A 22549-nucleotide genomic window follows, 5' to 3' on the forward strand; every position below is an offset into this window, starting at 1 on the left:
TCTCATGAAACGAAATCTCGCCATCGCGCTTGTCGCTCTCGCCGCGATTCTCGTCGGAGCCGGCCTCTGGTTCTTCGCCGCGGACCGGAAGCCGGTCGTCGCCGCCGCGCCGGTGCCCGCGGCCGTACCGGTGGTCACCGCCGCGGTCATCGGCAAGGACGTTCCGATCTATCTGCGCGGCATCGGCACCGTGATCGCCTACAACACCGATGTCGTGCGCAGCCAGATTCAGGGACAGATCGTCAAGATCGCCTTCACCGAGGGACAGACCGTCAAGGCCGGAGATCTGCTCGCCCAGATCGACCCGCGTCCCTACGAGGCCCAGATCGAGCAATTGACGGCCAATCGCGACCGAGATCAGGCCCAACTCACCAATGCCGAAGCCAATCTCTCCCGCTACAGTAAACTCGGTGACAAGGGTTATGCGACCCCGCAGCTGATCGAGACGCAGACCGCGCAGGTGGCCCAACTCAAGGCCGCCGTGAAAGCGGACCAGGCGCAGATCGACGAGGCCAACGTCCAGCTCAGCTACACGCGCCTGACATCGGCCATTCCCGGCATCACCGGCGTCCGCCAGATCGATGTCGGCAACGTGATTCATCCGACCGACCCGAACGGTCTCGTCGTCGTCACCCAGATCGAGCCGATTTCGCTGCTGTTCACCCTTCCGCAGACGGATCTGCCCGTGATCCAGGAACACGAAGCAAAAGGCCAGTTGAAGGTCATCGCCTACAGCCAGGACAACAAGATTAAGCTCGGCGAAGGCACGCTGCTGCTCGTCAACAACGAGATCGCAGGGACGACCGGCACCGTCCAGCTCAAGGCCACATTCGCCAATCACGAGCACCGGCTGTGGCCGGGACAGCTGGTGAATGCCCGGCTGCTGCTGAAGATTCAGAAGGATGCGCTGACGGTCGCCGGCTCCGCAGTCCAGCAGGGCCCGAACGGCAGCTATGTCTATGTCGTCGCTCCCAACCAGACCGCTTCCTTGCGTCCCGTTCACGTCGCACAGATCAGCGAGGGGCAGGCCCTGATCGACCAGGGACTGAAATCAGGTGATACCGTCGTCGTCGACGGTCAGTATCGGCTGACGGAAGGAAGCCAGGTTCGGGAACTGCACGGCAAGGCCGCGCGCGAAGCCGACCTGCAAAGCTCCGTGCAGGACGCGCTCCCATGAACTTGTCCGCGCCCTTCATCCTGCGGCCGATTGCAACCGCTCTGCTGATGGCGGGCCTGCTGCTGTGCGGCCTCGCGGCCTACCCCCTGTTGCCGGTCGGCGCGCTGCCGAACGTCAACTACCCGACGATCCAGATCTCGGCGCAACTGCCCGGCGCCGACCCCGGAACCATCGCCTCGTCGGTCGCGACGCCACTCGAACAGCAGCTCAGCCAGATCCCCGGCGTCACGCAGCTCACCTCGTCCAGCGCACTCGGCGTCGCCCAGCTCACGGTGCAGTTCGAGCTGTCGCGCACGGTGGACAGCGCGGCGGTCGACGTGCTCTCCGCGATCAATGCCGCGAGCCCGTACCTGCCGCAGAACATCCCCTACCCGCCGACGATCAGGAAGGTGAATCCGGCGGAAACGCCGATCATGCTGATCGCGCTGACGTCAGAGTCGATGCCGCAGACCACGGTCGATGCCTACGCGGAAAACATCCTGCTGCCCAAGATTTCCCAGGTGCCGGGCGTGGGCCTCGTCGGGATCGGCGGCCAGCAGAAGCCCGCCATCCGCATCCGCGTCAATCCGCAGGCGCTCGCCGCCCGCGGCATCGGCCTCGAAGACGTCCGCACCGTGATCGCCGGCGCCAATGTCGACCTGCCCAAGGGCACGCTCAACAGCCCGCGCGTCACTTATACGCTCAATACCAACGACCAGTTGCTGAAGCCCTCCGCCTATGAAGCCCTCATCATCGCCTATCGCAATGGCTCGCCGGTGCGGCTGCGCGACATCGGCTCGGCGATCGAGGGGCCCGAAAACGATCTGCTGGCCGGCTGGTACGGCAAGGACCCCGCCGTCATCCTCGCCGTCCAGCGCGTCCCCGGCGCCAACGTCATCGAAACCGTCGATCGCATCAAGAAACTGCTGCCGCAGCTGCAGGCCTCCGTTCCGCCGGCGATCAAGGTGACGATCGCCGCCGACCGCACCGCCACGATTCGCGCCGCGGTCTCCGATGTGCAATTCACGCTGATGTTGACCGTCGCCTTGGTGGTGATGGTCATATTCCTGTTCCTGAGGAATTTCTGGGCCACCATCATCCCGGCGATCACGGTTCCGCTGGCGCTGATCGGCACCTTCGCGGTCCTCTACGTACTCGGCTACAGTCTCGACAACCTCTCGCTGATGGCGCTGTCGATCGCGGTGGGATTCGTCGTCGACGACGCCGTGGTGGTCATCGAGAACATCGTGCGCCATCTCGAGCAGGGCATGACGCCCATGGAGGCTGCGCTCAAAGGCTCCAGCGAAATCGGCTTCACGATCGTCTCCATCACCCTGTCGCTGATCGCGGTGTTCATCCCGCTGTTCCTGATGGGCGGCTACGTCGGAAAGCTGTTCCAGGAGTTCGCCGTCACGATCACCGCCTCGCTGCTGCTGTCGCTGGTGATCTCGCTCACCTTGACGCCGATGATGTGCGCGCGCCTCCTGAAGGACGAATCACGCAGGAAGCACGGCCGGCTCTATCTCCTGTTCGAGCGCGGCTTCGATGGCCTGCTTGCGCTGTACGCGCGCGGCCTGCGAATCGTGCTGCGCCATCGTTTCGTGACGCTGCTCGTGATGCTCTCGACGATCGCGCTGACCGGCTATCTCTATGTGATCATCCCGAAAGGCTTCTTCCCGCAACAGGATACCGGACAGATCGTCGGCATCACCGAGGCTGCCCAGGACATCTCCTTCCCCGCCATGTCCGAACGCCAGCAGGCGGTCGTCGACATCCTGTCAAAGGATCCGGCGATCCAGTCGGTGGCGAGCTATATCGGTCCGGGCGGCCCGACCGCGACCCTCAACCAGGGGCGCATCTTCATCGTCCTGAAGCCGAAGCCTGAACGCAAGGCCAGCGCCGACCAGGTGATCGCGCGGCTGGAACCCCGGCTCGCCCATATCCAGGGCATCAAGCTTTACATGCAATCGGCCCAGGACATCACGATCGGCGCGCGCCTGTCGAAGACGCAGTATCAGTACACGCTGACGGACGCCGATTCCAACGAACTCAACCACTGGTCGGCGATCTTCCTGGAGAAGATCCGCGCGCTCGATCTCGTCACCGACGTCGCGAGCGACCAGGCCAATGCCGGCCCGAGGCTGCAGGTCACCGTCAATCGCGAAGTCGCCTCGAGCTTCGGCATCCTGCCCACGACGATCGACAACACCCTCGACGACGCCTTCGGTCAGCGCATCGTCTCCACCATGTTCACCTCGCTGAACCAGTACCACGTGGTCATGGAGGTCGATCCAGCCTTCCAGTATGGGCCTGACGCGCTCAAGGATATCTACCTGAACTCAGCCACCGGCCAGCAGGTCCCCCTGAGCACGCTGGTCCACACTGTCATCATGCCGGCGCCGATTCTGATCAATCACCAGGGCCTGTTTCCTTCCGTCACGATCTCGTTCAACTTGCGGCCCGGCGTCGCGCTGGGCGATGCGGTGACGGCGGTCCAGAAGATCGAGAAGGACACCGGCAAGCCCGCCTCGCTGTCGACCTCGTTCCAGGGCAACGCGCAGGCCTTCCAGTCGTCCCTGTCCGGTACGCCGCTACTGATCGGGGCGGCGCTGATCGTGATCTACATCATCCTCGGCGTCCTCTATGAGAGCCTGATCCATCCGATCACGATCCTGTCGACGCTGCCTTCCGCCGGCATCGGCGCGCTGCTGCTGCTGCTGGCGGTCCACATGGATCTCAGCGTCATCGCCATCATCGGCATCATCCTGCTGATCGGCATCGTCAAGAAGAATGGCATCATGCTGGTCGACTTCGCCCTGGAGGTGGAGCGCAATCAAGGGCTGAGCCCTGAGGAAGCGATCTACCAGGCCTGCACGCTCCGCTTTCGTCCGATCCTGATGACGACCATGGCCGCGCTACTCGGCGGTGTGCCTCTGATGCTCGGCAACGGCACCGGCGCCGAACTGCGCCAGCCGCTCGGCTACACGATCGTCGGCGGCTTGATGCTCTCGCAGATCCTGACGCTCTACACCACGCCCGTGGTCTATCTCTATCTCGACCGGCTCGGCAATTGGTTCACCAAGCGCAAGCCGCATGCGGCCGTGACACCCACCCCCTCCACGAGCGAAGTAGATGCGGGATTGGGCCATGAGTCCGCTTGATCGGGTGAGCGTCGGCATGACGGCGGAAAAGCTGGTGACCGTCACGGCCGAGATGACGGTCGGCCACGTGGTGCCGGGAATGCCTGAAGTCTACGGCACGCCGATGATGATCCTGCACATGGAGATGGCGGCGGGATCGGCGATCCAGCCGTCCCTGCCGACCGGCTATGTCAGCGTCGGGATGATGGTCGACGTCCGTCATCTGGCGGCGACGCCGGTCGGCCGCACCGTGCGCGCGGTCGCACGGGTCGTCGCCGTCGAAGCCAGGAGCGTCCTGTTCGAAGTCGAGGCCTGGGACGGCGGCCGCAAGATCGGTGACGGGACCCATCGGCGCGGCGTCGTCGATGTCGCCGAGTTCGAAAGGCGTTTCGGCGTGACGAGGCCCACCGCGGCGTTGGCCTAAGGTCGCGGAATCCTTCCCGCGGCAACATCCCGGATCTGGGCGCAGGCTCGCATGGTGACGCCGTGCGTTTTGACAAAGGGTCCGCGAAAAAGCAAAAGACCGGTTTTCCACGGTACGGTACATCGCTTGCATCCCGCGTCCGGACATCCGGGCTCGGGAATTGGTCTCATGCCCGGCGAGTATCTCTTGGACCTCTTCAATCTGCTGGCCCAGCCCGGACTCGCTCACGAAGGCAAGGAACCCGCCACGGTCCGTCACACGGGGACGCTCTGTCGCGCATCGTGGCCCGACCATTCGCGCTACGCTCATCCCGCCCTTTGGGTCCTGGGAGGCGTCGCGCTCGGCGTGTTGTCATTCACTTGCTTCCTGCTTGGGATCGACCTCACCACCAGCGCCCTCGCCCTGCTGGCCGTCATTGTCGTGTTGTCGCTGCTTGCGATCGCGAGCCTGGTCAGGCGGCAGCACCGGCTCGAGCGAGAGGACGTCTTGCGGCGGCGTCAGGTCGCCTATCTCGCCGAGGCCCAGAAGCTCAGCCACACCGGCAGCTTTGGCTGGAACGTCGCCAGCGGCGAGCTGTTCTGGTCCGAAGAGACGTTCAGGATCTTCGATCTCGAGCCGACGTTGCCGCCGTCGCTCGACACTATCCTGAAGCGTACGCATCCCGACGATCTCAATGCCGTACGCGAGGCGCTCGATCGCGCCACGAACGACAGGAACGACTTTTCCCTGGAACATCGGCTGATCCTGAGCGATGGCTCGATCAGGCACATTCGCGTGGTCGCCCGTGGAACGTCGGAAGAGCGCGGACAATTTCGGTTCATCGGCGCGGTCATGGATATCACCGCCCAGAAGAAGGACCACACCGAGCTGGAGCGGAGCGAGCAGCGGTACCGCCACCTGTTCGGTCGCATGCCGATCGCCCTCCGTCAGCTTGACGCCAGCAGATTGGTGGTGCTGTTCCGAAAGCTGCGAGCCGAGGGCATCAAGGACCTCGGCAGCTATTTCGACAGCCATCCCGACTTTCTCCGGACCTGCATGGACGCGCTCTCGTTTCAGGAAGCCAACGAACGGGCCATCCAGATGTTCGGAGGAGGCGTCGACGGCTATGTCGGGCGTTCCATGTCCGACACCTGGAAGGCACGCCCGGATACGTTTCGGCGGGCCATGGAGTCCCGCTTTCGCGGTGAAACGAACTTCGAGGAAGAAACCAAGATGGTGACGTGGGACGGCCGCGTCGTCGACGTTCTCTTCACAACGGCCCGCGTCGGTCCAATCAATGATCTCGAAATAAGCCTGGTCGCCACGATCGACATCTCGCAACGCGTCCGCGCCCAGGAGAGGCTTCGGCAGGTGCAGGCGGAGTTCGCGCATGCGGCACGCGTCTCGATGCTCGGCGAGCTCACCGCCTCCATCGCGCACGAAGTCAACCAGCCTTTGGCCGCCATCGCGACCAACGCCGCTGCCGGTCTGCGCTGGCTGAACAGGCCGATTCCCGACATGGCCGAGGTCCGCAGTACAATCGAGAATATGGCCACGGATACGAGGCGGGCCGCGGACATCGTGGCGCGTGTTCACGGGATGGCTTCGCGCAAGGCGCCGGAGCGTGCCGTTCTGTCGCTTGACGATGTCATTCGCGAGGCGCTTCTGTTCCTGCGCCACGAGATGGAATCCCGCGGCGTAACGATCCTGCATCGGCCCGATACGGAAGCTGCACTCGTGCTCGGCGACCGCACCCAGCTCCAGCAGGTGATCGTCAATCTGGCCATCAACGCCGTGCAGGCGATGACGCAGGCGGGACGCGACCATGGCAGGATCGTCATCACCACCGCCGCGCAGGACGCGACGACCCTGTGCTGCTCCGTGGAGGACAATGGTCCCGGCATCTCCGCCGAACATGCCGGCCGGGTGTTCGAAAGCTTTTTCACGACCAAGGAGTCCGGCATGGGCATGGGACTGCCGATCTGCAGGTCCATCGTCGAAGCGCATGGCGGCCGCATCGACGCCGAAGGCCTTAGCACCGAAGCCGAAGGCCTTGGCGCCGATCGCGGCGCCCGGTTCTGGTTTACGCTGCCGATCGCGACGCCGGCGTCATCGCCGCCATCCGGTCGGGACGCCGACGCCTGACCCCGCCTGCTCTATTGCGCCGGGGCGGCCGAGCGCACCAGGCGGATCGGGATGCCCTTGAATGACGGCGTGAAGCTGAGGGGATCACGGGCATAGAGCGGCACCAGCGGATTGGTCTCCGGATAGTACGCGGCACAGCAGCCGGTCGGAAACGAATACGCAACCACGCGGAAGTTGCGCACGATCCGCTCGGCGCCATCGGTCGACTCCGTGATCAGGTCGACGCGATCGCCGTCCGCGAGCCCGCGCTTCTTCAGTTCATATTCGTTGAGGAAGACCACGTCGCGCTGGCCGAAGACGCCGCGATAGCGATCCGACAGCGAGTAGAGCGTCGTGTTGTACTGGTCGTGGCTGCGTATCGTGCTGAGCCACAGGAAATCCGGATCGGCCTGCGGCGGGTCCTCGCCGCACCCCTCAAACACCAGAAAATTGGCCTTGCCGGACGGCGTTGCCCAGATGCGCTCCCGCGCGGTCGAGGTCAGATGGAAGCCGCCGGGAATGCGGATACGGGCATTGTAGCTCTCGAAGATAGGGAGGACGGCCTCGATCGCATCCCGGATGCGATCGTAGTCGCCAACAAAGCCGTCCCAATCGACCACCGTGCTCTCGCCGAGCGTCGCCTTGGCGAGGCCTGCGATGATCGCGACCTCGCTGAGAAGATGCTCCGATGCCGGCTTGTTGCGACCGCCCGAGGCGTGGACCATCGACATCGAATCCTCGACCGTGATCGACTGCGGCCCCGATTCCTGAATGTCGATCTCGGTTCGCCCGAGGCACGGCAGGATCAGGGCGGCGCGGCCATGGATCAGATGGCTGCGGTTGAGCTTGGTGGAGACGTGGACGGTCAGATCGAGCTTGCGCAGCGCGGCCTGCGTCGCCTGCCAGTCGGGTATGGCCGCGGCAAAGTTGCCGCCCATCGCGAAAAAGACCTTCACCTCTCCGCGGATCATTGCCTCCAACGCCGTCACGACGTTGTGTCCCGGCGCGCTCGGCGGCTTGAAGCCGAAGCGGTGCTCGAGGCGCTCGAGGAAATCCGCCTTGGGGATCTCGGTGATCCCCACGGTTCGGTCGCCCTGCACGTTGGAATGACCGCGAACCGGACAAACGCCGGCGCCATCGCGTCCCACATTGCCGCGCAAGAGCGCAAGATTGGCGATCTGCTGCACGTTGTGCGCACCACGCTGGTGCTGGGTAATGCCCATGCCGTAGACAAGGATGGCGCGCTCCGCCTTCATATAGGCGCCGGCGGCATATTCCAGGTCCTCGCGCGTCAGGCCGGACTGGCGTTCGATGTCGGGCCATTGCGTTCGCTTGAGATCGCCGATCAGCGCTTCGATGCCGGCGGTGTGCCCGCGAATGAAATCCCAATCCAGGATATCCGGCTGCTCGGCCGCACGGGCAGCCTCGTCCGTTTCGACGAGGATCTTCATGATCCCCTTGAGGACGGCGACGTCGCCACCGACACGTACCTGGAAAAGCTTCGAGCTGATCGTCGTCGACGACAGCGTGATCATCTCAACCGGGCTCTGCGGCGCCTGGAAGCGCTCCAGCGCGCGCTCGCGGAACGGATTGAACGAGATGATCGAGGCCCCTCGGCGGGCCGCGTTGCGCAGGCTGGTCATCATCCGCGGGCTGTTGGTGCCCGGATTCTGGCCGAAGATGAAGATGCAATCGGCCTTGTCGAAATCCTCCAGCAGCACGGTGCCCTTGCCGACGCCGAGCGATTCCGGCAGGCCGACGCTGGTCGCCTCGTGGCACATGTTCGAGCAGTCGGGAAAGTTGTTGGTGCCGTACTCGCGCACGAACAGCTGATAGAGGAAGGCGGCTTCGTTCGAGGTTCGCCCGGACGTATAGAACTCCGCCATGTTCGGATCCGGCAGCGCATTCAGCTCGCGGCCGATCATGGCGAACGCATCGCTCCACTGCACCGGGAGATAGCGATCGGATGCGGCGTCATAGGCCATCGGATGGGCGAGCCGACCGACCATTTCGAGATCGTAATCGTTCCAGCTCGCGAGCTCCGTGACGGTGTGCTCGGCAAAGAATTCGGGCGTGCAGCGCTTCGATGTCGTCTCCCAGGCGATCGCCTTGCCGCCGTTCTCGCAAAATTCGAATGACGAGGTGTGCTTCGGATCTGGCCAGGCGCAGCCGGGGCAATCAAAGCCCTCCGGCTGATTCATCCTGCTGAGCGTGGCTGCGCCCTTCAGCGGCGCCCGCTGCACCAGAAGCGCCTCGCTGAGCGCCCTGAGTGCGCCCCAGCCGCCGGCGGGTTCACGGTAGGGACGAACCGATTTCGTGGTCATCTCGATATCTCGCGATAGGGCAATTCTCCGGGCCAGTTAAGGATCGCGCGGGCAGAGCCGTCTTTTCAAAACGAAGCCGAATTTCGCAATTGCACATGTTCGGAGCCGGGCGCAGCAGCCAGTGCATTCCGGCAAAAAGAGCGCGTTCACGGAAGCTGAAACGGCGACCGGAAACTAGGTTTGTGAGTAGGAGCCCCGTCGCTACGGAGGGCTTTCGACATTTTTCAGGAGCGACCCAAGATGTTCTCAAGACGTGATTTGCTGGCCATGTCCGCGGCAGGCGCCGCCATGGTCGGCTCCAGCGCGCAGGCCGCAACTTTCGGCAATCCGGACGAGCCGCCGCAAGGCGCCGTGAACGCCAAGAGCCCGGGAAGCCTGTCCGATCCCGGTCCTCAAGATCCAGACCTTGCCAAGCACTTCCCCTCAGCCCAAACCCCGCCCCCGACGGACGTCGGCGGCCTGCCGATGGATTGGGCCTCGTTCAACAATGCGCCGAGGCGCATCCAGAATGGCGGCTGGGCCCGTCAGGTCACGGTCGAGGATTTCGCCATCTCGAAGGAGATCTCCGGCGTCAATATGCGGCTGGCTGCCGGCGGAATCCGCGAGCTGCATTGGCACCAGGCTGCCGAATGGGCGATCCTGACCTACGGCTCCTGCCGCGTCACCGTGCTCGACACGCAGGGGCGTCCCTATGTCGGCGACCTCAAAGTCGGCGACCTCTGGTATTTTCCGCCGGGCGCGCCGCATTCGCTGCAGGGCTTGGGCCCCGATGGTTGCGAGTTCGTGATCTGTTTCGACGACGGCCACGCCAATGAATTCAACACGCTCCTGGTGACCGACTGGTTCGCCCACACGCCGCCCGAGGTGCTGGCGAAGAACTTCGGTGTTCCGGCCGACGCGTTCGCAAAGATCCCGCTGCACAACCGCTGGATCTTCCAGGGGACCGTGCCCGGCGATCTCGCCGCCGATCGCGCAGCCGTTGCGAAGCACGCCGAAGCGCCGCCCTACCCCTTCGTCCACTCGCTCGGCGGCTCGGCCCCGGTCAAGGAGAGCTCCGCCGGCAGCATCCGCGTCGCCGACAGCACGACCTTCAAGGTTGCCACCACCGTCGCTGCGGCGCTGGTGTCGATGCCGCCGGGCGCTGTCAGGGAGATGCACTGGCATCCGAATGCCGACGAGTGGCAGTACTACATCAAGGGCAAGGCGCGAATGACGGTGTTCGACACCGGCCCCAATGCGTTCACGACGGACTTCGCGGCCGGCGACATCGGCTATGTCCGGCGCAATCTCGGCCACTATGTCGAGAACGTCGGCGACACCGAGCTGCAGTTCGTCGGCGTGTTTCGAGCCCCTCGCTACGAGGAGGTGTCGCTCTCCTACTGGCTGACGCACACGCCACCCAAACTGGTCGCCCAGCACTTCAACATCGATGAGAAGCTGATCGCCCAATGGCCGGACAACAGCCCCGGCGTCATGCCCAAATCCTGAACCAGCCTCGCAAGAGTTCTGAACGAGAAAGGCGCCGAAACCGGCGCCTTTCTTTTTATCCGTGACAGCTCACGGCAACTTCGAGCGTGCAGCCGTCAGTAGTGATCGGCAGCAGGGGCCGACTTGCCGCGGAAGACGCGATAGCCGACCGCCACATAGAGCAGCATCAGCGGGAATACGAACAGGCCGGCGCCCCAGAACATGAATGCGAGACTTGCATGAGGCGCCGCGGCCTCGTCGATCGTGACGACGAACGGGATCATGTAGGGCCAGAACGACAGGGCGAGCGTGGCGAAAGCCGCGACGAAGATCAGGGCGACCATATGGAACGGCCAATAGTCGTCATGGCGCAGGATGCTCTTGGCCAGCATCGCGGCCGCACCTGCGCCGATCACGGGAAACACGAACAGATAGGGCCGGTCGGTCCAGCGTTGTAGAATCGGAAGATGTTCGACAAGCGCATACGCAAAGACGACGGCCAGGAAGACCAGGACGCCGATCGCCAGCGGCGGGATCTGGCGCCGTGCGGCATCCCGAACGGGACCTTCGCACTTCCGCACCAGCCAGCAGGCGCCGAGCAGCGAATAGCCGAAGCAGAGCCCGATCCCGCACAGGGCGGAAAAGGCGGTCAGCCAGCCGAGCGTTCCGCCGGTATAATCGCCGTTGGAGAACTGGAGTCCTTCGACGAGAGCGCCGACCATCGCGCCCTGCATGAAGCTGGCGGCAAACGAGCCCACGACGAAGCTGACGTCCCAGACCCAGCGCGAACTGAGCGCCTTGCCGCGAAACTCGAACGCTACGCCGCGCAGGATCAATCCGAGCAGCATCACGAGAACAGGGATATAGAAGGCCGACATCACCATGGCGTAGACCACGGGAAACGAGCCCCACATGATCACGCCCGTGACGATCAGCCAGGTTTCATTGCCGTCCCAGACCGGAGCGACAGTGCTCAGCATGGCATCCCGTTGCGACTCGCCCCCGGCCGCCGCGAACAGCATACCGACGCCGAGATCGAAACCGTCGAGAAGGAGATAGATCAGAATACTGATGGCAAGAAGGGCAACCCAGTACATCACCATGGCTATTCTCCCGCCCCGAGATAGCTGCGTGCGGCCGGCACCTGATCGGCGAGCGACATCGGCCGATTGGGCACGGGAACGTGGAGCGGCCTGCCACCGAGTCCCGCCGGGCCGGCACGCAGCAGCTTATAGATGTAATACGTCCCGAATGAGAAGATGAAGGCGTAGACCGCGACGAACAGGATCAAGGAAGTCATCGCAGCCGACGCGGTCAGGAACGGCGTCACGGCGTCTGCAGTCCGCAACACGCCATAGACCGTCCATGGCTGGCGCCCCACTTCCGCGGTGTACCAGCCGGTGAGGATCGCGACCCACGGCAGCGGGAAGCTGAGGAAGATGCCCCACAGCAAGAGGCGGTTCCGATCGAGCCGATGCTTGAGGCCGAGCCAGGTCCCGAGCCAGGCCAGCCCCAGCATCACGAAGCCGCAGCCGACCATGATGCGGAAGGCGAAGAACGGGATCAGCACCGGCGGCCGGTCCTGCGGCGCGAAGCTGGTGAGGCCGACCTCTTTCGACGTCAGGCTCATGCTTCCGATGATGCTCCCGAGCACGGGAATCGATATCGCGTATTTGTTCGATTCGGTACTCGAATCCGGGATCGCGATCAGCACCTCGGAGGCCGGCTGCTCGTCATGCCAGCGCGCCTCGATCGCGGCGAACTTGGCCGGCTGGTAATCGTGAACATAGTCGCCGACGAGATGCCCGATGAAGAGCTGGACCGGCAGCAGCACCGCCGCAAGTGCAAGGCCCATCCGCAGCATGACATGGGCCTCGGGGCGATAGGTCCGCCGCAGCAGATACCACGCGCCGGTTGCCGCCACGCAGAACGCGCCGGTCAGATAGGACGCGAGCAGCATATGCGGAAACCGGACCCAGACCACGCGATTGAAGATGATCTGCGTCCAGTCATCAGGCACGAACTGGTCGTTCTGCAGGACGTAGCCGGTCGGCACCTGCATCCAGCTGTTGTTGACCATGATCCAGAACGCCGAAAGCGTCGTCCCGAGCGCGACCATCGCCGTCGAGAACAGGTAGAACCACGGCGGCACCCGGGGGCGACCGAAGATGAGGATGCCGAAAAAGGCCGCTTCCAGCATGAAGGCGGTGAAGGTCTCGTAGGAGAGCAGCGGGCCCTGGATCGGGCCCGACATCTTCGAGAGCACACTCCAGTTCGTTCCGAACTGAAACGCCATCACCACGCCCGATACGACGCCCATGCCAAACGCCACGCCGAAGATCTTCAGCCAGAACGCGAACAGGGTCCGGTAGACGGGCTTGCCACTGTACTGGTGCATCGCTTCGAGCACGGTGAGCCAGGCGGCAAGCCCGATCGTGAACGCCGGGAAGATGATGTGAAACGAGATGGTGAAGGCGAATTGCAGCCGCGACAGAAGGAGCGCCGTCGGGTCCATCGAACATTCTCCGTTGGTTCACGCCCGCTTCGCGGCCGCCGGCGCGCGTGCGGCCGGCTGCGGAATGTTGTCGACCTTGAGGACCGCAGCGGTCGCTGCACGAATCTGGCGGCAGAAATCCGCATCGTCGATCAGCGACACGCCATAGGACGGGATGATCTGCTTCAGCTTGGGCAGCCAGGCGCTTGCCGTCAGCTCGCCGGCGAAGCACTTTTCCAGCACGCTGATGGCGATGAACGCGGCGGTGGAAGCCCCCGGTGATGCGCCGAGCAGGGCCACCAGCGAATGATCGTCCGCGCCGACGAGCTCGGTCCCGAACTCGAGCAACCCACCACGCTTGACATTGGGCTTGATGATCTGGACCCGCTGGCCCGCGACCTGCAATCTCCAGTCCTTCGGGTCGGCCTTCGGGAAATATTCGTCGAGTGCGGCGAGCCGGTGTCCCTCGGATTGCAGCACCTGCCCGACCAGGTATTCGGTGAGATCGAAATTGTCGCGCGCCACCGAAAGCAGCGGCTTGACGTTGGCGGGACGAATGGACTCGAAGAGATCCAGCAGCGAGCCGTGCTTGAGGAATTTGCTCGAGAAGCCGGCATAGGGACCGAACAACAACGAATGCTGGCCGCCGATCACCCGTGTATCGAGATGCGGCACCGACATCGGCGGGGAGCCGACCGCGGCCTTGCCGTAGACCTTGGCATGGTGACGCTTGTTGATCTCGGGATCATCGCAGCGCAGCCAGATCCCGCTGACCGGGAAACCACCATAGCCGCGCCCCTCCGGGATACCGGATTTCTCCAGCAACGGCAGCGCACCGCCGCCGGCACCGATGAAGACGAACTTTGCGCGCACCGATCGCGTCTCGCCGCTCGCGGTGTCGCGCACTTCGACGCGCCACCGGCCGCCCTGCTCCCGGTCAAGACCGGTGACACAGCTGTTGTAGTGGACGGCGCAGCCCGGCTGGTTGACCAGATGCTTGACCAGCAGATGCGTCAACGAGCCGTAGTCGACGTCGGTGCCGGTGACGATCCGCGTTGCGGCAACCGGCTCGTCGCCACTCCGTCCGTCCATCACCAGCGGCGCCCATTCGGCAATCTGCCTGGGATCCTCGGTATGCTCCATCCCCTCATAGCAATGATGGGCCGACATCGCCTTGAACCGCTTTCCGAGAAATTCGACGTTCTCCGCGCCGTGCACGAAGCTCATATGCGGGACCGGATGGATGAACGCTTGCGGATCCGCGATCTCTCCGCGCCCGATCAGGTAGGACCAGAACTGCCGGGACAGATCGAACTCGACATTGACCTGGAGCGCCTTGGAGATGTCGATGCTGCCGTCGGGCCGCTGCGGCGTATAGTTCATCTCGCAGTTCGCCGCGTGGCCGGTACCGGCATTGTTCCAGGAGTCGGAGCTTTCCTGCGCGCAATCCCCGAGAATCTCGCACATCTGGATCGACAGAGAGGGCTCGAGCTCCTTGAGAAAGACGCCGAGGGTCGCGCTCATGATGCCGGCGCCAATGAGGACGACATCAGTTTCGCGGTCGGAAGCTGCTGACATGGCTATTTCCTTCGTCGGGTGTTGCTGCTTTGGATGGCTCGATCAGGCCCGCACCGATTGCCGCACCTTGGCGCGGAACGGCACGTCCGCTCCCGGGCGCAGGATCACGTAGGCACGGCGCCAGGATGAATCGTCGGTCAATTTCCAGCTATGCCCCGAGCCGGCGGTGTCCTCCGCCAGCAGGATGTTGCCGGGGTGGAGCAGGAAGTGGTGGCCGTCACGCGTCTGGAAATCGAGCGATCCGCTGAGCGTGATCACCAGCTGCCGGATCGGCGCGGTGTGCCAGGCGAAAGCTCCGCCCGATTCCGTTTCCTGAAAGGAGACGCTGGCGGCATCGATCTTTCCGGTCAGGAAGTCGCCGCGCTGTCCCGGCTCCAGCTCGAGGAAGCCTTCCTCGAAATGCGAGTTGTTGTCCTCTCCGGTCCATAGGCGCACACAGCGGATCATCGTGTCTCTCCTTGCATTGTGGTTGCGCCGCCTGCGCGGCGTCGTTCGGACCGGAACGGCACCTCGGCGTCCGGCTCGAGAACCGTGTAGAGGCGCCGCCACGGCGCCTCGTCCGTCATGGTCCAATTGTGGCCCGTCCCACCGGTATCTTCCGTGAACAGGACATCGCCCGGGCGCAGCGTGAAGCTTCCATCCGCAGTTTCGAACCGTAGCGTCCCGCTCAGGGACATGACGAGCTGGCGCGCTGCGTCGGGATGCCAGCCGAGTTTCGGATCTGCATCCGTTTCGTGGAACGAAGCGGCATCGATCCGAAGCTTTGCGCTGAGCGCATCGCCCCTCGCCCCGCGCGCGAGCTCGACGACGCCATCCTCGAAGTGCGACTTGCCATCCGCACCCGTCCAGAGTCTGACGCACCGGATCATTGCCGCCGCCCCTTCAGCCGGCCTTCGCGCCGATTGCGAGCGGCACCTTGATCTCGGCCACATAGGGCTTGACCATCTTGGCGGGATCCACGATGCGGTCGAACTCCGGCTCGGTCACGAAACCGAGCTTGAGCGCCGCCGACTTCAGCGTGAGATCGTTGTCCATCGCATAGTGCGCGATCCGCGACGCCTTGTCGTAGCCGATTACGGGCGCCAGCGCCGTCACGAGCATCAGCGATCTCTCGACATACTCCTTGATCTTCCTGTGGTTCGGCTCGGTGCCCTCGACGAGGAAGGTGCGGAAATTGGTGCAACCATCGGTCAGGATGGTGACGGACTGCGCGATGTTGTGGATGATCAGCGGCTTGTAGACATTCATTTCCAGATAGCCGCCGGCTCCGCCGAACCCGACGGCGACGTCGTTCGCCATCACCTGCACGGCGATCATCGTCAGCGCTTCGGCCTGCGTCGGGTTGACCTTGCCCGGCATGATCGACGAACCCGGCTCGTTCTCGGGGATCAGCAATTCGGCAAAGCCCGCGCGCGGGCCGCAGGACATCAGACGGATGTCGTTCGCGATCTTGTAGAGCGACCCCGCGAGCGTGCGGAGCGTGCCGGATAGCTGCACCAGCGCGTCATGCGCACCCTGGACGGCAAACTTGTTCGGTGCGCTGACGAAGGGCAGCCCCGTCAGCCGCGCGATTTCCGCGGCGACGGCCTCGGCGAAGCCCGGCGCGGCATTGATGCCGGTGCCGACGGCCGTGCCGCCCAGGGCGAGCCGGAAGACGCCCTTGAGCGCGTCGTCGATGCGGGCCAGATCGTCGGCGAGCATGCCGGCATAGCCGGACCATTCCTGCCCGAGCGTCAGGGGGGTCGCGTCCTGCATGTGGGTTCTGCCGATCTTGACGACGTCGTCCCACTGGCTCGATTTTGCCGCGATTGCGTCGTGCAACGCCTCGACCGCCGGAACGAGCCGCTCGGTCACGTTCATCGCGGCCGCGATGTACATGGCCGAGGGAAAGCTGTCGTTCGAGGATTGCGACATATTGACGTGATCGTTCGGGTGAACCGGATGCTTGCTCCCGAGCGGCGTGCCCGCGAGCTGGCAGCATCGGTTCGAGATCACCTCGTTCACGTTCATGTTGAATTGCGTTCCGCTGCCGGTCATCCAGACGTGAAGCGGAAACATGTCCTGATGTTGGCCGGAGAGGATCTCGTCGCAGACATGCGCGATCAGCTTGTGGACCTTGCCGTCGAGACGGCCGCCGGCGCAATTGGCGTTCGCGGCCGCCTTCTTCAGGATCGCGTAGGACTGGATCATTTCGCGCGGCATCAGGTCCTTGCCGATGCTGAAATGCTCGAGCGAACGCTGCGTCTGCGCCCCCCAGAGCTTGTCCGCGGCAACGTCCACTTCACCCAGGCTGTCCGTCTCTTTGCGAAGGTCGTTCATCCGTGCCTCTTGGCAGTTGACGTCGAAAGGCCATCTCGGCGCTGTTGGAAAGTGTACGCACCGCATGACGCGCACGCTTCCTTGAATGAACGTCCTTTTGCCGAATGGCATGGTGCGCGCTCCGCACCGTCAACGAGCGAAATCACGAGACTTGGATCGACGGTTCAGCTTCGCAGTTGCGGCCGGCAGAGCCAAAGAACGCACACCGACGATGCGATCGGCAGGACAAGGCTCCAGGCGTGCAGCCATTTCGTCACGCAGGCCCCGATGGCGGCCCCCGACAGGAACATCAGGCAGACCAGAAGCATGACTGCGGTGCCGCGCGCCGCATCGCGATCGGACGCAACTGATTGATCGATGGCACGGAGCATGTTGCCGGTGACGGTGACGGTGAGATATTTCCAGCGTTCGACCTGCCTGAAGCTGGCCGACTGCAGCGCGGCGCCGAAGGAGATTCCGAGGATCGTGATCATGTCCGGAATCCGATGATACAACAGCATCACCGCTACCAGGCAGACGATCTCTCCGGCGAGGCAGAGCAGCGGCGACTTGAGGCGGATTGCCAGCGATGCGCCGAGCAGAAAGGCGGCAAGCGGAAGAAGATGATGGGTTGCCTGCCGCCATTGCCCGGACATGGCGTCGATGCCGAGGAAGATAACATTGCCGGTTTGCGAGCTTGCAAACACGCCGCCGAGCGAGAGCCACGTAAAGGCGTCGAGAAAGCCGCCCGTCATGCTCAGAAGAGACGCCACGAGAACCGATCGCTCCGGAGCATGGACGACGCTTCCGGTCTCGGCGACCGGTTCCGGAGATACGGCTTGCATCGCCATGTGCGTCGGCCCGCGAGGTCAGCAGCCGGCGTGCGTTGCGGCCTCATCCGGCAGCAGAACGCGACGCGGGTGCGTGAATACGCCGTATCCGTCATCGCGAGCGATCGCGAGCAGCGTGATCCCCGCTTCATCCGCGGTCTTGATCGCGAGTGCGGTGGGTGCGGATACGGCCACGATGACCGGTGCGCCGAGCATCGCCGCTTTCTGCACCATCTCGACCGAAACGCGGCTGGTCAGCAGTACCGCGCCATCGCACGCCGATCTCCCCTCGCGTACGATCGCGCCGGCGAGCTTGTCGAGCGCATTGTGCCGGCCGACGTCCTCTCTGACCAGGCCGATGCCGGCCCGCGGATGCCAGAAGGCCGCCGCGTGGACGGCCCGCGTTTGCTGATTGAGGATTTGGTGCGGAGAAAGGGCCTGCATGGCGCCCAGCAAGTCGCGCGCGTGAAAAACGATGCCCCGGCCCTTCACCCGCGCCGGCGCGCGGCGAGCCTGTTCGAGGCTCTCGATGCCGCATAGCCCGCAGCCAACGGGGCCGCTGATGGTTCGGCGCCGTGCAGCCAGGGATGCCGCGCGGTCACCATCGAGCCACATCCGAACCTCGACGCCGAGATCGTTCGGGATCAGCTCGATGCTGCTGATCTCGCTCGCACGTTCGACGATGGCCTCGGTGAGGCTGAAGCCGATACCGAAATCCTCCAGATCTCCCGGCGTGCCCATCATCACCGCCTGGGTCGAGCCGTTATAGGTGAGCGCAATCGCGGTCTCCTCGGCAACCAGCCGCGAGGTCGACCTCGTCTGACCGCCGCGCCAGGCAATCTCCCAATGCCGGGTGAATGTCGAGCCTTTCGCCATGACTCATACCGTCGCCGGCTGGGACGAATGGCGGGACGCGCGGCTCTTGAGCGCGACCCCGAATGCGATGAATCCCCATCCCTGGAAGATCAGGTCGACGACCAGCATCACACCAAGCAGCCACAAACCGATGGCGGGCCAAGCCGCAACCAGCATGACACCGACGCAGAAGGTCAGGACGCCCGCAGCCACGATCCAACGCCAGCCCGCGGCCGGCCGGATATGGAACCCGGCCCAGATCCTTATCACCCCGGCTACGACCAGGAAGGCGCACACTGCGAGAGACAGCGTGAACGAAGCGAGGATCGGATCGTAGAGTATGATGGCCCCGGCGGCCGCATAGACGATCCCGGCCAGTAGCCAAAGCAGGAATCCCCGCAAGCCGCGCACTGAAAACGCTTGCACGATCTGGAAAATGCCGGCGACCGCCATGGTGGCGCCGATGACCAGTACGGACGCGAGGTTCGCCGCCATAAGATTGGCAGATGCAACACCGCCGAGGATCAGTTCGCCGACACCCAGCGCAACGAACCAGCCCCATTTTCCGGTGATGGCGTGGATCGCCCATCCGAGCGAGGCCTTCGAGTTCGACATGTCCGTCATGGCTTGACCCTTGTTCGCACGACGATCCGCAGATCATGAATAGGGCAAGCGTATCGAGATCTGTCCCAAGTCATCTTTCGAGGACGCAGCGATATTATTTGATCCGCACGATACGGATCGTTGCGCGAGCGTCGCGACTAACGCGGGATGGTCACGACGGTCCTGAATCCGTCGGGGCCGCCGCGGACGTCGACGGTCCCGTGCAGACGCGCCGCAAGCGTCTCGACGATGGAGCGGTCCTCTTCCCGGTACCGACTTTCGTCGGACGAGCCGTTGTCCATGACGCTGCACGCAACCGACGTCGCCGTGAGCCATACTTCGAGACGAATGGCGCCTGCTCCGCAGTGGGATACGTGGCGCACCGCACCGGTGATCAGTTCGAAGACGATCATCCCCAGCAGCCAGCAGCGCTCAGAACTCATCTGCAGCGGATGCAGCAGCAGCGAGAGCGCAATACCCTTGTCTTCGAGACTCGAGCGGCTGATCGACCGGCACAATTGCTGAAGATAGGCCGCCAGATCGACGGTGGTGGTGAACTGCGGCATTTGCAGCGCGTGGTGAAGTTGTGCATGACCTTCCAGCCGGTCCTGCACGGAAGCGAGGGTCGCCCTCGCTTCGATGCCGTCGCAACGATCGGCCGCCTGCGCCACCAGATCAATCGCCGAGGCGAGCTCGTCGTCGATCCGGTGCGCGAGCTCACGCAGCAGCAGGCGCTCCGCCTTGACGCCGCCATCCGTCAGGAGTTCCGAGAGGCTGCTCATCCTTCACCCGCCTCCCGGCCCAACGGCGTGCTTTGCACTTACGGGTTCTGGCCGCTTCGGCCGGTCTCGTAGAGGAACCAGATGCGCCGTTCCGTTTCGTCGATCCAGTTTTCCAGGACGCTCGCGGTGGCGACATCGCCGTATTCGTCGCAGAGCTCGTGGACCCGGCGCATTTCCCGCGTTAGCTGCTGGTTGTCGCTGCGCAGCTCGGCGAGCATGTCCTGCGGATCGACATAGTCGGCATCGTTGTCGAGAATGCGCTGCTCGCGCGCGATGTGGCCGATCGAGCGTAGCGTCGTGCCGCCGATCTTGCGTGCGCGTTCGGCGATGTCGTCAGTCATGGCGAAGATTTGGTCGGCCTGCTCGTCGAGCATAAGGTGGTAGTCGCGAAAGTGGCTGCCCGACACGTGCCAGTGGAAGTTCTTGGTCTTCAGGTAGAGAGCGAAAACGTCGGCGAGCAGCGCTCTCAGCGCGGCTGGAACGTCCCGGTTCGCATTCGCTCCGAGATCCGTCGGGCTTTGGAGGTCAGCTTTGGTCATGGTCGGCATCCTTTGCTGGAGGTTGGAAACATCTAACCGCGCGGTGCGCGAGGAATCTTTCCGGCGCGAAAGATCCTTTTGGGATCGCACGCCTGCGAGGGGCGCCCGCCGGCGCGCAGCGGGTTCATTTCGCTTGTGTCACCCTGTCCCGCAGCGGCAGAAGCGACATCGATTCGAATACGCCATCGCGACGGATCAATGCGTGGAATAGCCCCGCCGCCAGATGCAGCAGCACGAGGGCAAAGAACGCGAAACCCAGATAGACGTGGGCATTCCAGAGCAGCGTGTGCATCAGGTCGCTCTGCGGCAGCAGTGCGGGAATTTGGATCCCGCCATACAGGACGACCGGATAGGCCGCGGCCCAGAGCATGCCGAGACCGAGCAACGGCATGACGATCATGAGGCCATACAGGAGCTGATGCGACAATTTTGCTCCAAACCTCATAGGTCTCGAAAGATCGGCCGGCAATGGCGGCGCACCGTAATGCAGCCGCAACGCCAGCCTGATCAGCACGAGGACCAGCAGGATGACGCCGATCGTCTTGTGGACCAGGATGAGCGGCAGATATTTCGGCGCGACCGTGGAGACCATGCCGACGCCAATGAACAGCATGGCGAGGATGCAGACCGCCATCAGCCAGTGCAGAACCCGCTGGATCAGGGCAAAACGATGAGGAGCGCTGGTCATGGCTTGGCGGTCCCGGTTCGCGGATAGTCCCTGGCTTCGGCCGCGCGCAGATCGTAGGATTTGCGGTAGACCGATGAGCGTGCAGCCGGGAACGGATCGTCCGACACCCGGATTCCCTGTGGCAGGACCGCCGGATCGAAATTGATGTCGCGGCACGGTCCATCGCGCTCCGGCTCGATCCGCTGCACGATCAGCGTTCCGACCTCCACTTTGCGACGGTTCTCCGGCCAGGCCTTGCTCGGATCCGCGGTCGGGTCGCCCGGATCGGCGACGGTCGTGACCATGGTCCATCGCAGTGGACCGGCGGTCCGGACCCGTTCGGTGATCTCCTGCTCGAGATAATCCGGCCCGCGCTTTTCGAGGTCGGCCTGCGAGATCGGAATGGGTTGCGCCGAGGGCAACAGCGACCATCGCACGGTGTGGTCGCCGCCTCCGGCGTCCGTGAAGACGAAGCTGTTGAGGCCGTTATAGGGCTCCTCCGCATAACTGCCGGTCCAGGGCGCCGTCTTGGCCCAGGCCGCGAAGGGGCCGAATTCCGGGTTGGCCTGAATGAACGCCTTCATCGCCTCCGGATCCTTCTTGCCGGATGCGATCAGCAGGTCGTGAAATGCCTGCGGCGTGGAAACCGCAAAGAACGGCGGGTTGATCATCGCCATGCGCCACTCTTCGCCGTCTGCCGTCGTGATCAGCAATCCGAGGCCGCGGACGCGCACGGTCGCATCAACCGCGTTCGGATCGGCCGTGCCGAGATTGAAACGGCCCAAGGCCGGATAGTGCCCCTGCGCGAAGACCCTGGCCCGGGAGAGCTCCGCACCGTTTCCATTCGCCTCGAATGTCCCGGTGAAGCAGATTCCCTTGGCATGATTTCGCCGGTGCCCGAGCGGCGGGCCGCTCGGAGGCGTCAGCGCCGCGATCATCCGTTCCGGCGTCAGACGCCCCGGCGAGAACCATCCCGCAGTGTATGCGAAGGCAGCCGCGCCGCCGCCGACCACGGCCGCAATCAGGACGAGGGACCCAAGCCCCGAACGTGGTAGCTTGCCTTGATTCATCCGGTCTCCTTTGCGATGCGCAGACCGCCTGGCGATCGGGTGCGCGCGGCGCTCTTTCGAGCGAAGCAGCCTCCTTGTAGCCGGCGGCCAAGGCCCGATCTTTTCGAACCCACCGCCAATTTCGCGAAGGCACGCCTGAACTGTCTTCGGCGTTCGCCGGACCGGATCCGGCTTCGGGCATTCTCGAAATTTTTCGTGCAATTTGACAATCGATCGTGA

General features: G+C 64.0%; 19 protein-coding genes. 5 read left to right on the forward strand and 14 right to left on the reverse strand.

What is annotated here, in order from left to right:
• Nucleotides 1-4: 4 nt before the first annotated feature.
• The 4 genes from AB7Z56_RS29300 (at nt 5) to AB7Z56_RS29315 (ending at nt 6844) form a co-directional block, all read left to right on the forward strand.
• Nucleotides 5-1177 (forward strand): efflux RND transporter periplasmic adaptor subunit, encoded by a 1173-nt coding sequence (locus tag AB7Z56_RS29300; protein ID WP_208086000.1) that lies wholly within the window; start codon nt 5-7, stop codon nt 1175-1177.
• Nucleotides 1174-4317, forward strand: a complete 3144-nt coding sequence (locus AB7Z56_RS29305; RefSeq protein WP_441256691.1) for an efflux RND transporter permease subunit — start codon at nt 1174-1176, stop codon at nt 4315-4317. The genes AB7Z56_RS29300 and AB7Z56_RS29305 overlap by 4 nt, the downstream gene beginning before the upstream one ends.
• Entirely contained in the window at nt 4304-4720 is a 417-nt protein-coding gene (locus AB7Z56_RS29310) for a thioesterase family protein (RefSeq protein WP_354177549.1), read from the forward strand. The genes AB7Z56_RS29305 and AB7Z56_RS29310 overlap by 14 nt, the downstream gene beginning before the upstream one ends.
• A 168-nt stretch (nt 4721-4888) precedes the next feature.
• On the forward strand, nt 4889-6844 hold the full coding sequence (locus AB7Z56_RS29315; protein ID WP_354177548.1) for a PAS domain-containing sensor histidine kinase: 1956 nt from the start codon (nt 4889-4891) through the stop codon (nt 6842-6844).
• Nucleotides 6845-6855: 11 nt separating this feature from the next.
• Here AB7Z56_RS29315 and AB7Z56_RS29320 read toward each other — a convergent pair whose 3' ends face one another.
• Nucleotides 6856-9147 carry an FdhF/YdeP family oxidoreductase gene (locus tag AB7Z56_RS29320; RefSeq protein WP_354177547.1) on the reverse strand — a complete coding sequence of 764 codons (2292 nt, stop codon included), beginning with the start codon at nt 9145-9147 and terminating at the stop codon, nt 6856-6858.
• A gap of 240 nt (nt 9148-9387) precedes the next feature.
• Here AB7Z56_RS29320 and AB7Z56_RS29325 point away from each other — a divergent pair, with 240 nt between their 5' ends.
• Entirely contained in the window at nt 9388-10635 is a 1248-nt protein-coding gene (locus AB7Z56_RS29325; protein WP_085401753.1) for an oxalate decarboxylase family bicupin, read from the forward strand.
• A 95-nt stretch (nt 10636-10730) separates the two neighbouring features.
• Here the strand turns inward: AB7Z56_RS29325 and cydB are convergent, their stop codons facing one another.
• The 13 genes from cydB to AB7Z56_RS29390 all read right to left on the reverse strand — a co-directional run bounded on the left by cydB (nt 10731) and on the right by AB7Z56_RS29390 (nt 22330).
• A complete protein-coding gene (cydB, locus tag AB7Z56_RS29330) occupies nt 10731-11717 on the reverse strand; it encodes a cytochrome d ubiquinol oxidase subunit II (RefSeq protein WP_354177546.1) in 987 nt (328 codons plus the stop codon).
• Between the two features lie 2 nt (nt 11718-11719).
• Nucleotides 11720-13129, reverse strand: a complete 1410-nt coding sequence (locus AB7Z56_RS29335; RefSeq protein ID WP_208085994.1) for a cytochrome ubiquinol oxidase subunit I — start codon at nt 13127-13129, stop codon at nt 11720-11722.
• An 18-nt stretch (nt 13130-13147) separates the two neighbouring features.
• The gene (gene mqo / locus AB7Z56_RS29340) at nt 13148-14686 is read right to left on the reverse strand and encodes a malate dehydrogenase (quinone) (protein ID WP_354177545.1); all 1539 of its coding nucleotides are present in this window, start codon (nt 14684-14686) and stop codon (nt 13148-13150) included.
• 42 nt (nt 14687-14728) lie between these two features.
• Nucleotides 14729-15133 (reverse strand): hypothetical protein, encoded by a 405-nt coding sequence (locus AB7Z56_RS29345; RefSeq protein ID WP_063984289.1) that lies wholly within the window; start codon nt 15131-15133, stop codon nt 14729-14731.
• Nucleotides 15130-15555, reverse strand: a complete 426-nt coding sequence (locus AB7Z56_RS29350; RefSeq protein ID WP_063984290.1) for a hypothetical protein — start codon at nt 15553-15555, stop codon at nt 15130-15132. The genes AB7Z56_RS29345 and AB7Z56_RS29350 overlap by 4 nt, the downstream gene beginning before the upstream one ends.
• 13 nt (nt 15556-15568) lie before the next feature.
• Nucleotides 15569-17005, reverse strand: coding sequence for a class II fumarate hydratase (gene fumC / locus AB7Z56_RS29355; protein WP_231144513.1), 1437 nt, complete (start codon nt 17003-17005; stop codon nt 15569-15571).
• A 164-nt stretch (nt 17006-17169) separates the two neighbouring features.
• On the reverse strand, nt 17170-17835 hold the full coding sequence (locus AB7Z56_RS29360) for a YoaK family protein (protein WP_063984292.1): 666 nt from the start codon (nt 17833-17835) through the stop codon (nt 17170-17172).
• Nucleotides 17836-17853: 18 nt separating this feature from the next.
• Entirely contained in the window at nt 17854-18690 is an 837-nt protein-coding gene (gene fdhD / locus AB7Z56_RS29365; protein ID WP_063984293.1) for a formate dehydrogenase accessory sulfurtransferase FdhD, read from the reverse strand.
• A 3-nt stretch (nt 18691-18693) separates the two neighbouring features.
• Complete coding sequence (locus AB7Z56_RS29370) at nt 18694-19293, reverse strand: HdeD family acid-resistance protein (RefSeq protein ID WP_063984294.1); 600 nt, start codon at nt 19291-19293, stop codon at nt 18694-18696.
• A 137-nt stretch (nt 19294-19430) separates the two neighbouring features.
• A complete protein-coding gene (locus AB7Z56_RS29375) occupies nt 19431-20054 on the reverse strand; it encodes a histidine kinase dimerization/phosphoacceptor domain -containing protein (RefSeq protein ID WP_063984295.1) in 624 nt (207 codons plus the stop codon).
• Between the two features lie 38 nt (nt 20055-20092).
• Nucleotides 20093-20593, reverse strand: coding sequence for a Dps family protein (locus AB7Z56_RS29380; protein WP_063986515.1), 501 nt, complete (start codon nt 20591-20593; stop codon nt 20093-20095).
• Between the two features lie 124 nt (nt 20594-20717).
• On the reverse strand, nt 20718-21281 hold the full coding sequence (locus AB7Z56_RS29385) for a cytochrome b (RefSeq protein WP_063984296.1): 564 nt from the start codon (nt 21279-21281) through the stop codon (nt 20718-20720).
• Nucleotides 21278-22330, reverse strand: coding sequence for a catalase family peroxidase (locus AB7Z56_RS29390; RefSeq protein ID WP_063984297.1), 1053 nt, complete (start codon nt 22328-22330; stop codon nt 21278-21280). Before AB7Z56_RS29390 ends, AB7Z56_RS29385 begins: the two co-directional genes overlap by 4 nt.
• Between the last annotated feature and the right edge of the window lie 219 nt (nt 22331-22549).

Source organism: Bradyrhizobium sp. 482_C4_N1_8 (assembly GCF_052075965.1).
GTDB lineage: Bacteria > Pseudomonadota > Alphaproteobacteria > Rhizobiales > Xanthobacteraceae > Bradyrhizobium > Bradyrhizobium barranii.

Bases quoted from the DNA above. Each gene is read 5' to 3' on its own strand.
- AB7Z56_RS29300 (WP_208086000.1), top strand. From the start codon at position 5: ATGAAACGAAATCTCGCCATCGCGCTTGTCGCTCTCGCCGCGATTCTC.
- AB7Z56_RS29305 (WP_441256691.1), top strand. From the start codon at position 1,174: ATGAACTTGTCCGCGCCCTTCATCCTGCGGCCGATTGCAACCGCTCTG.
- AB7Z56_RS29310 (WP_354177549.1), top strand. From the start codon at position 4,304: ATGAGTCCGCTTGATCGGGTGAGCGTCGGCATGACGGCGGAAAAGCTG.
- AB7Z56_RS29315 (WP_354177548.1), top strand. From the start codon at position 4,889: ATGCCCGGCGAGTATCTCTTGGACCTCTTCAATCTGCTGGCCCAGCCC.
- AB7Z56_RS29320 (WP_354177547.1), bottom strand. From the start codon at position 9,147: ATGACCACGAAATCGGTTCGTCCCTACCGTGAACCCGCCGGCGGCTGG.
- AB7Z56_RS29325 (WP_085401753.1), top strand. From the start codon at position 9,388: ATGTTCTCAAGACGTGATTTGCTGGCCATGTCCGCGGCAGGCGCCGCC.
- cydB (WP_354177546.1), bottom strand. From the start codon at position 11,717: ATGGTGATGTACTGGGTTGCCCTTCTTGCCATCAGTATTCTGATCTAT.
- AB7Z56_RS29335 (WP_208085994.1), bottom strand. From the start codon at position 13,129: ATGGACCCGACGGCGCTCCTTCTGTCGCGGCTGCAATTCGCCTTCACC.
- mqo (WP_354177545.1), bottom strand. From the start codon at position 14,686: ATGTCAGCAGCTTCCGACCGCGAAACTGATGTCGTCCTCATTGGCGCC.
- AB7Z56_RS29345 (WP_063984289.1), bottom strand. From the start codon at position 15,133: ATGATCCGCTGTGTGCGCCTATGGACCGGAGAGGACAACAACTCGCAT.
- AB7Z56_RS29350 (WP_063984290.1), bottom strand. From the start codon at position 15,555: ATGATCCGGTGCGTCAGACTCTGGACGGGTGCGGATGGCAAGTCGCAC.
- fumC (WP_231144513.1), bottom strand. From the start codon at position 17,005: ATGAACGACCTTCGCAAAGAGACGGACAGCCTGGGTGAAGTGGACGTT.
- AB7Z56_RS29360 (WP_063984292.1), bottom strand. From the start codon at position 17,835: ATGGCGATGCAAGCCGTATCTCCGGAACCGGTCGCCGAGACCGGAAGC.
- fdhD (WP_063984293.1), bottom strand. From the start codon at position 18,690: ATGGCGAAAGGCTCGACATTCACCCGGCATTGGGAGATTGCCTGGCGC.
- AB7Z56_RS29370 (WP_063984294.1), bottom strand. From the start codon at position 19,293: ATGACGGACATGTCGAACTCGAAGGCCTCGCTCGGATGGGCGATCCAC.
- AB7Z56_RS29375 (WP_063984295.1), bottom strand. From the start codon at position 20,054: ATGAGCAGCCTCTCGGAACTCCTGACGGATGGCGGCGTCAAGGCGGAG.
- AB7Z56_RS29380 (WP_063986515.1), bottom strand. From the start codon at position 20,593: ATGACCAAAGCTGACCTCCAAAGCCCGACGGATCTCGGAGCGAATGCG.
- AB7Z56_RS29385 (WP_063984296.1), bottom strand. From the start codon at position 21,281: ATGACCAGCGCTCCTCATCGTTTTGCCCTGATCCAGCGGGTTCTGCAC.
- AB7Z56_RS29390 (WP_063984297.1), bottom strand. From the start codon at position 22,330: ATGAATCAAGGCAAGCTACCACGTTCGGGGCTTGGGTCCCTCGTCCTG.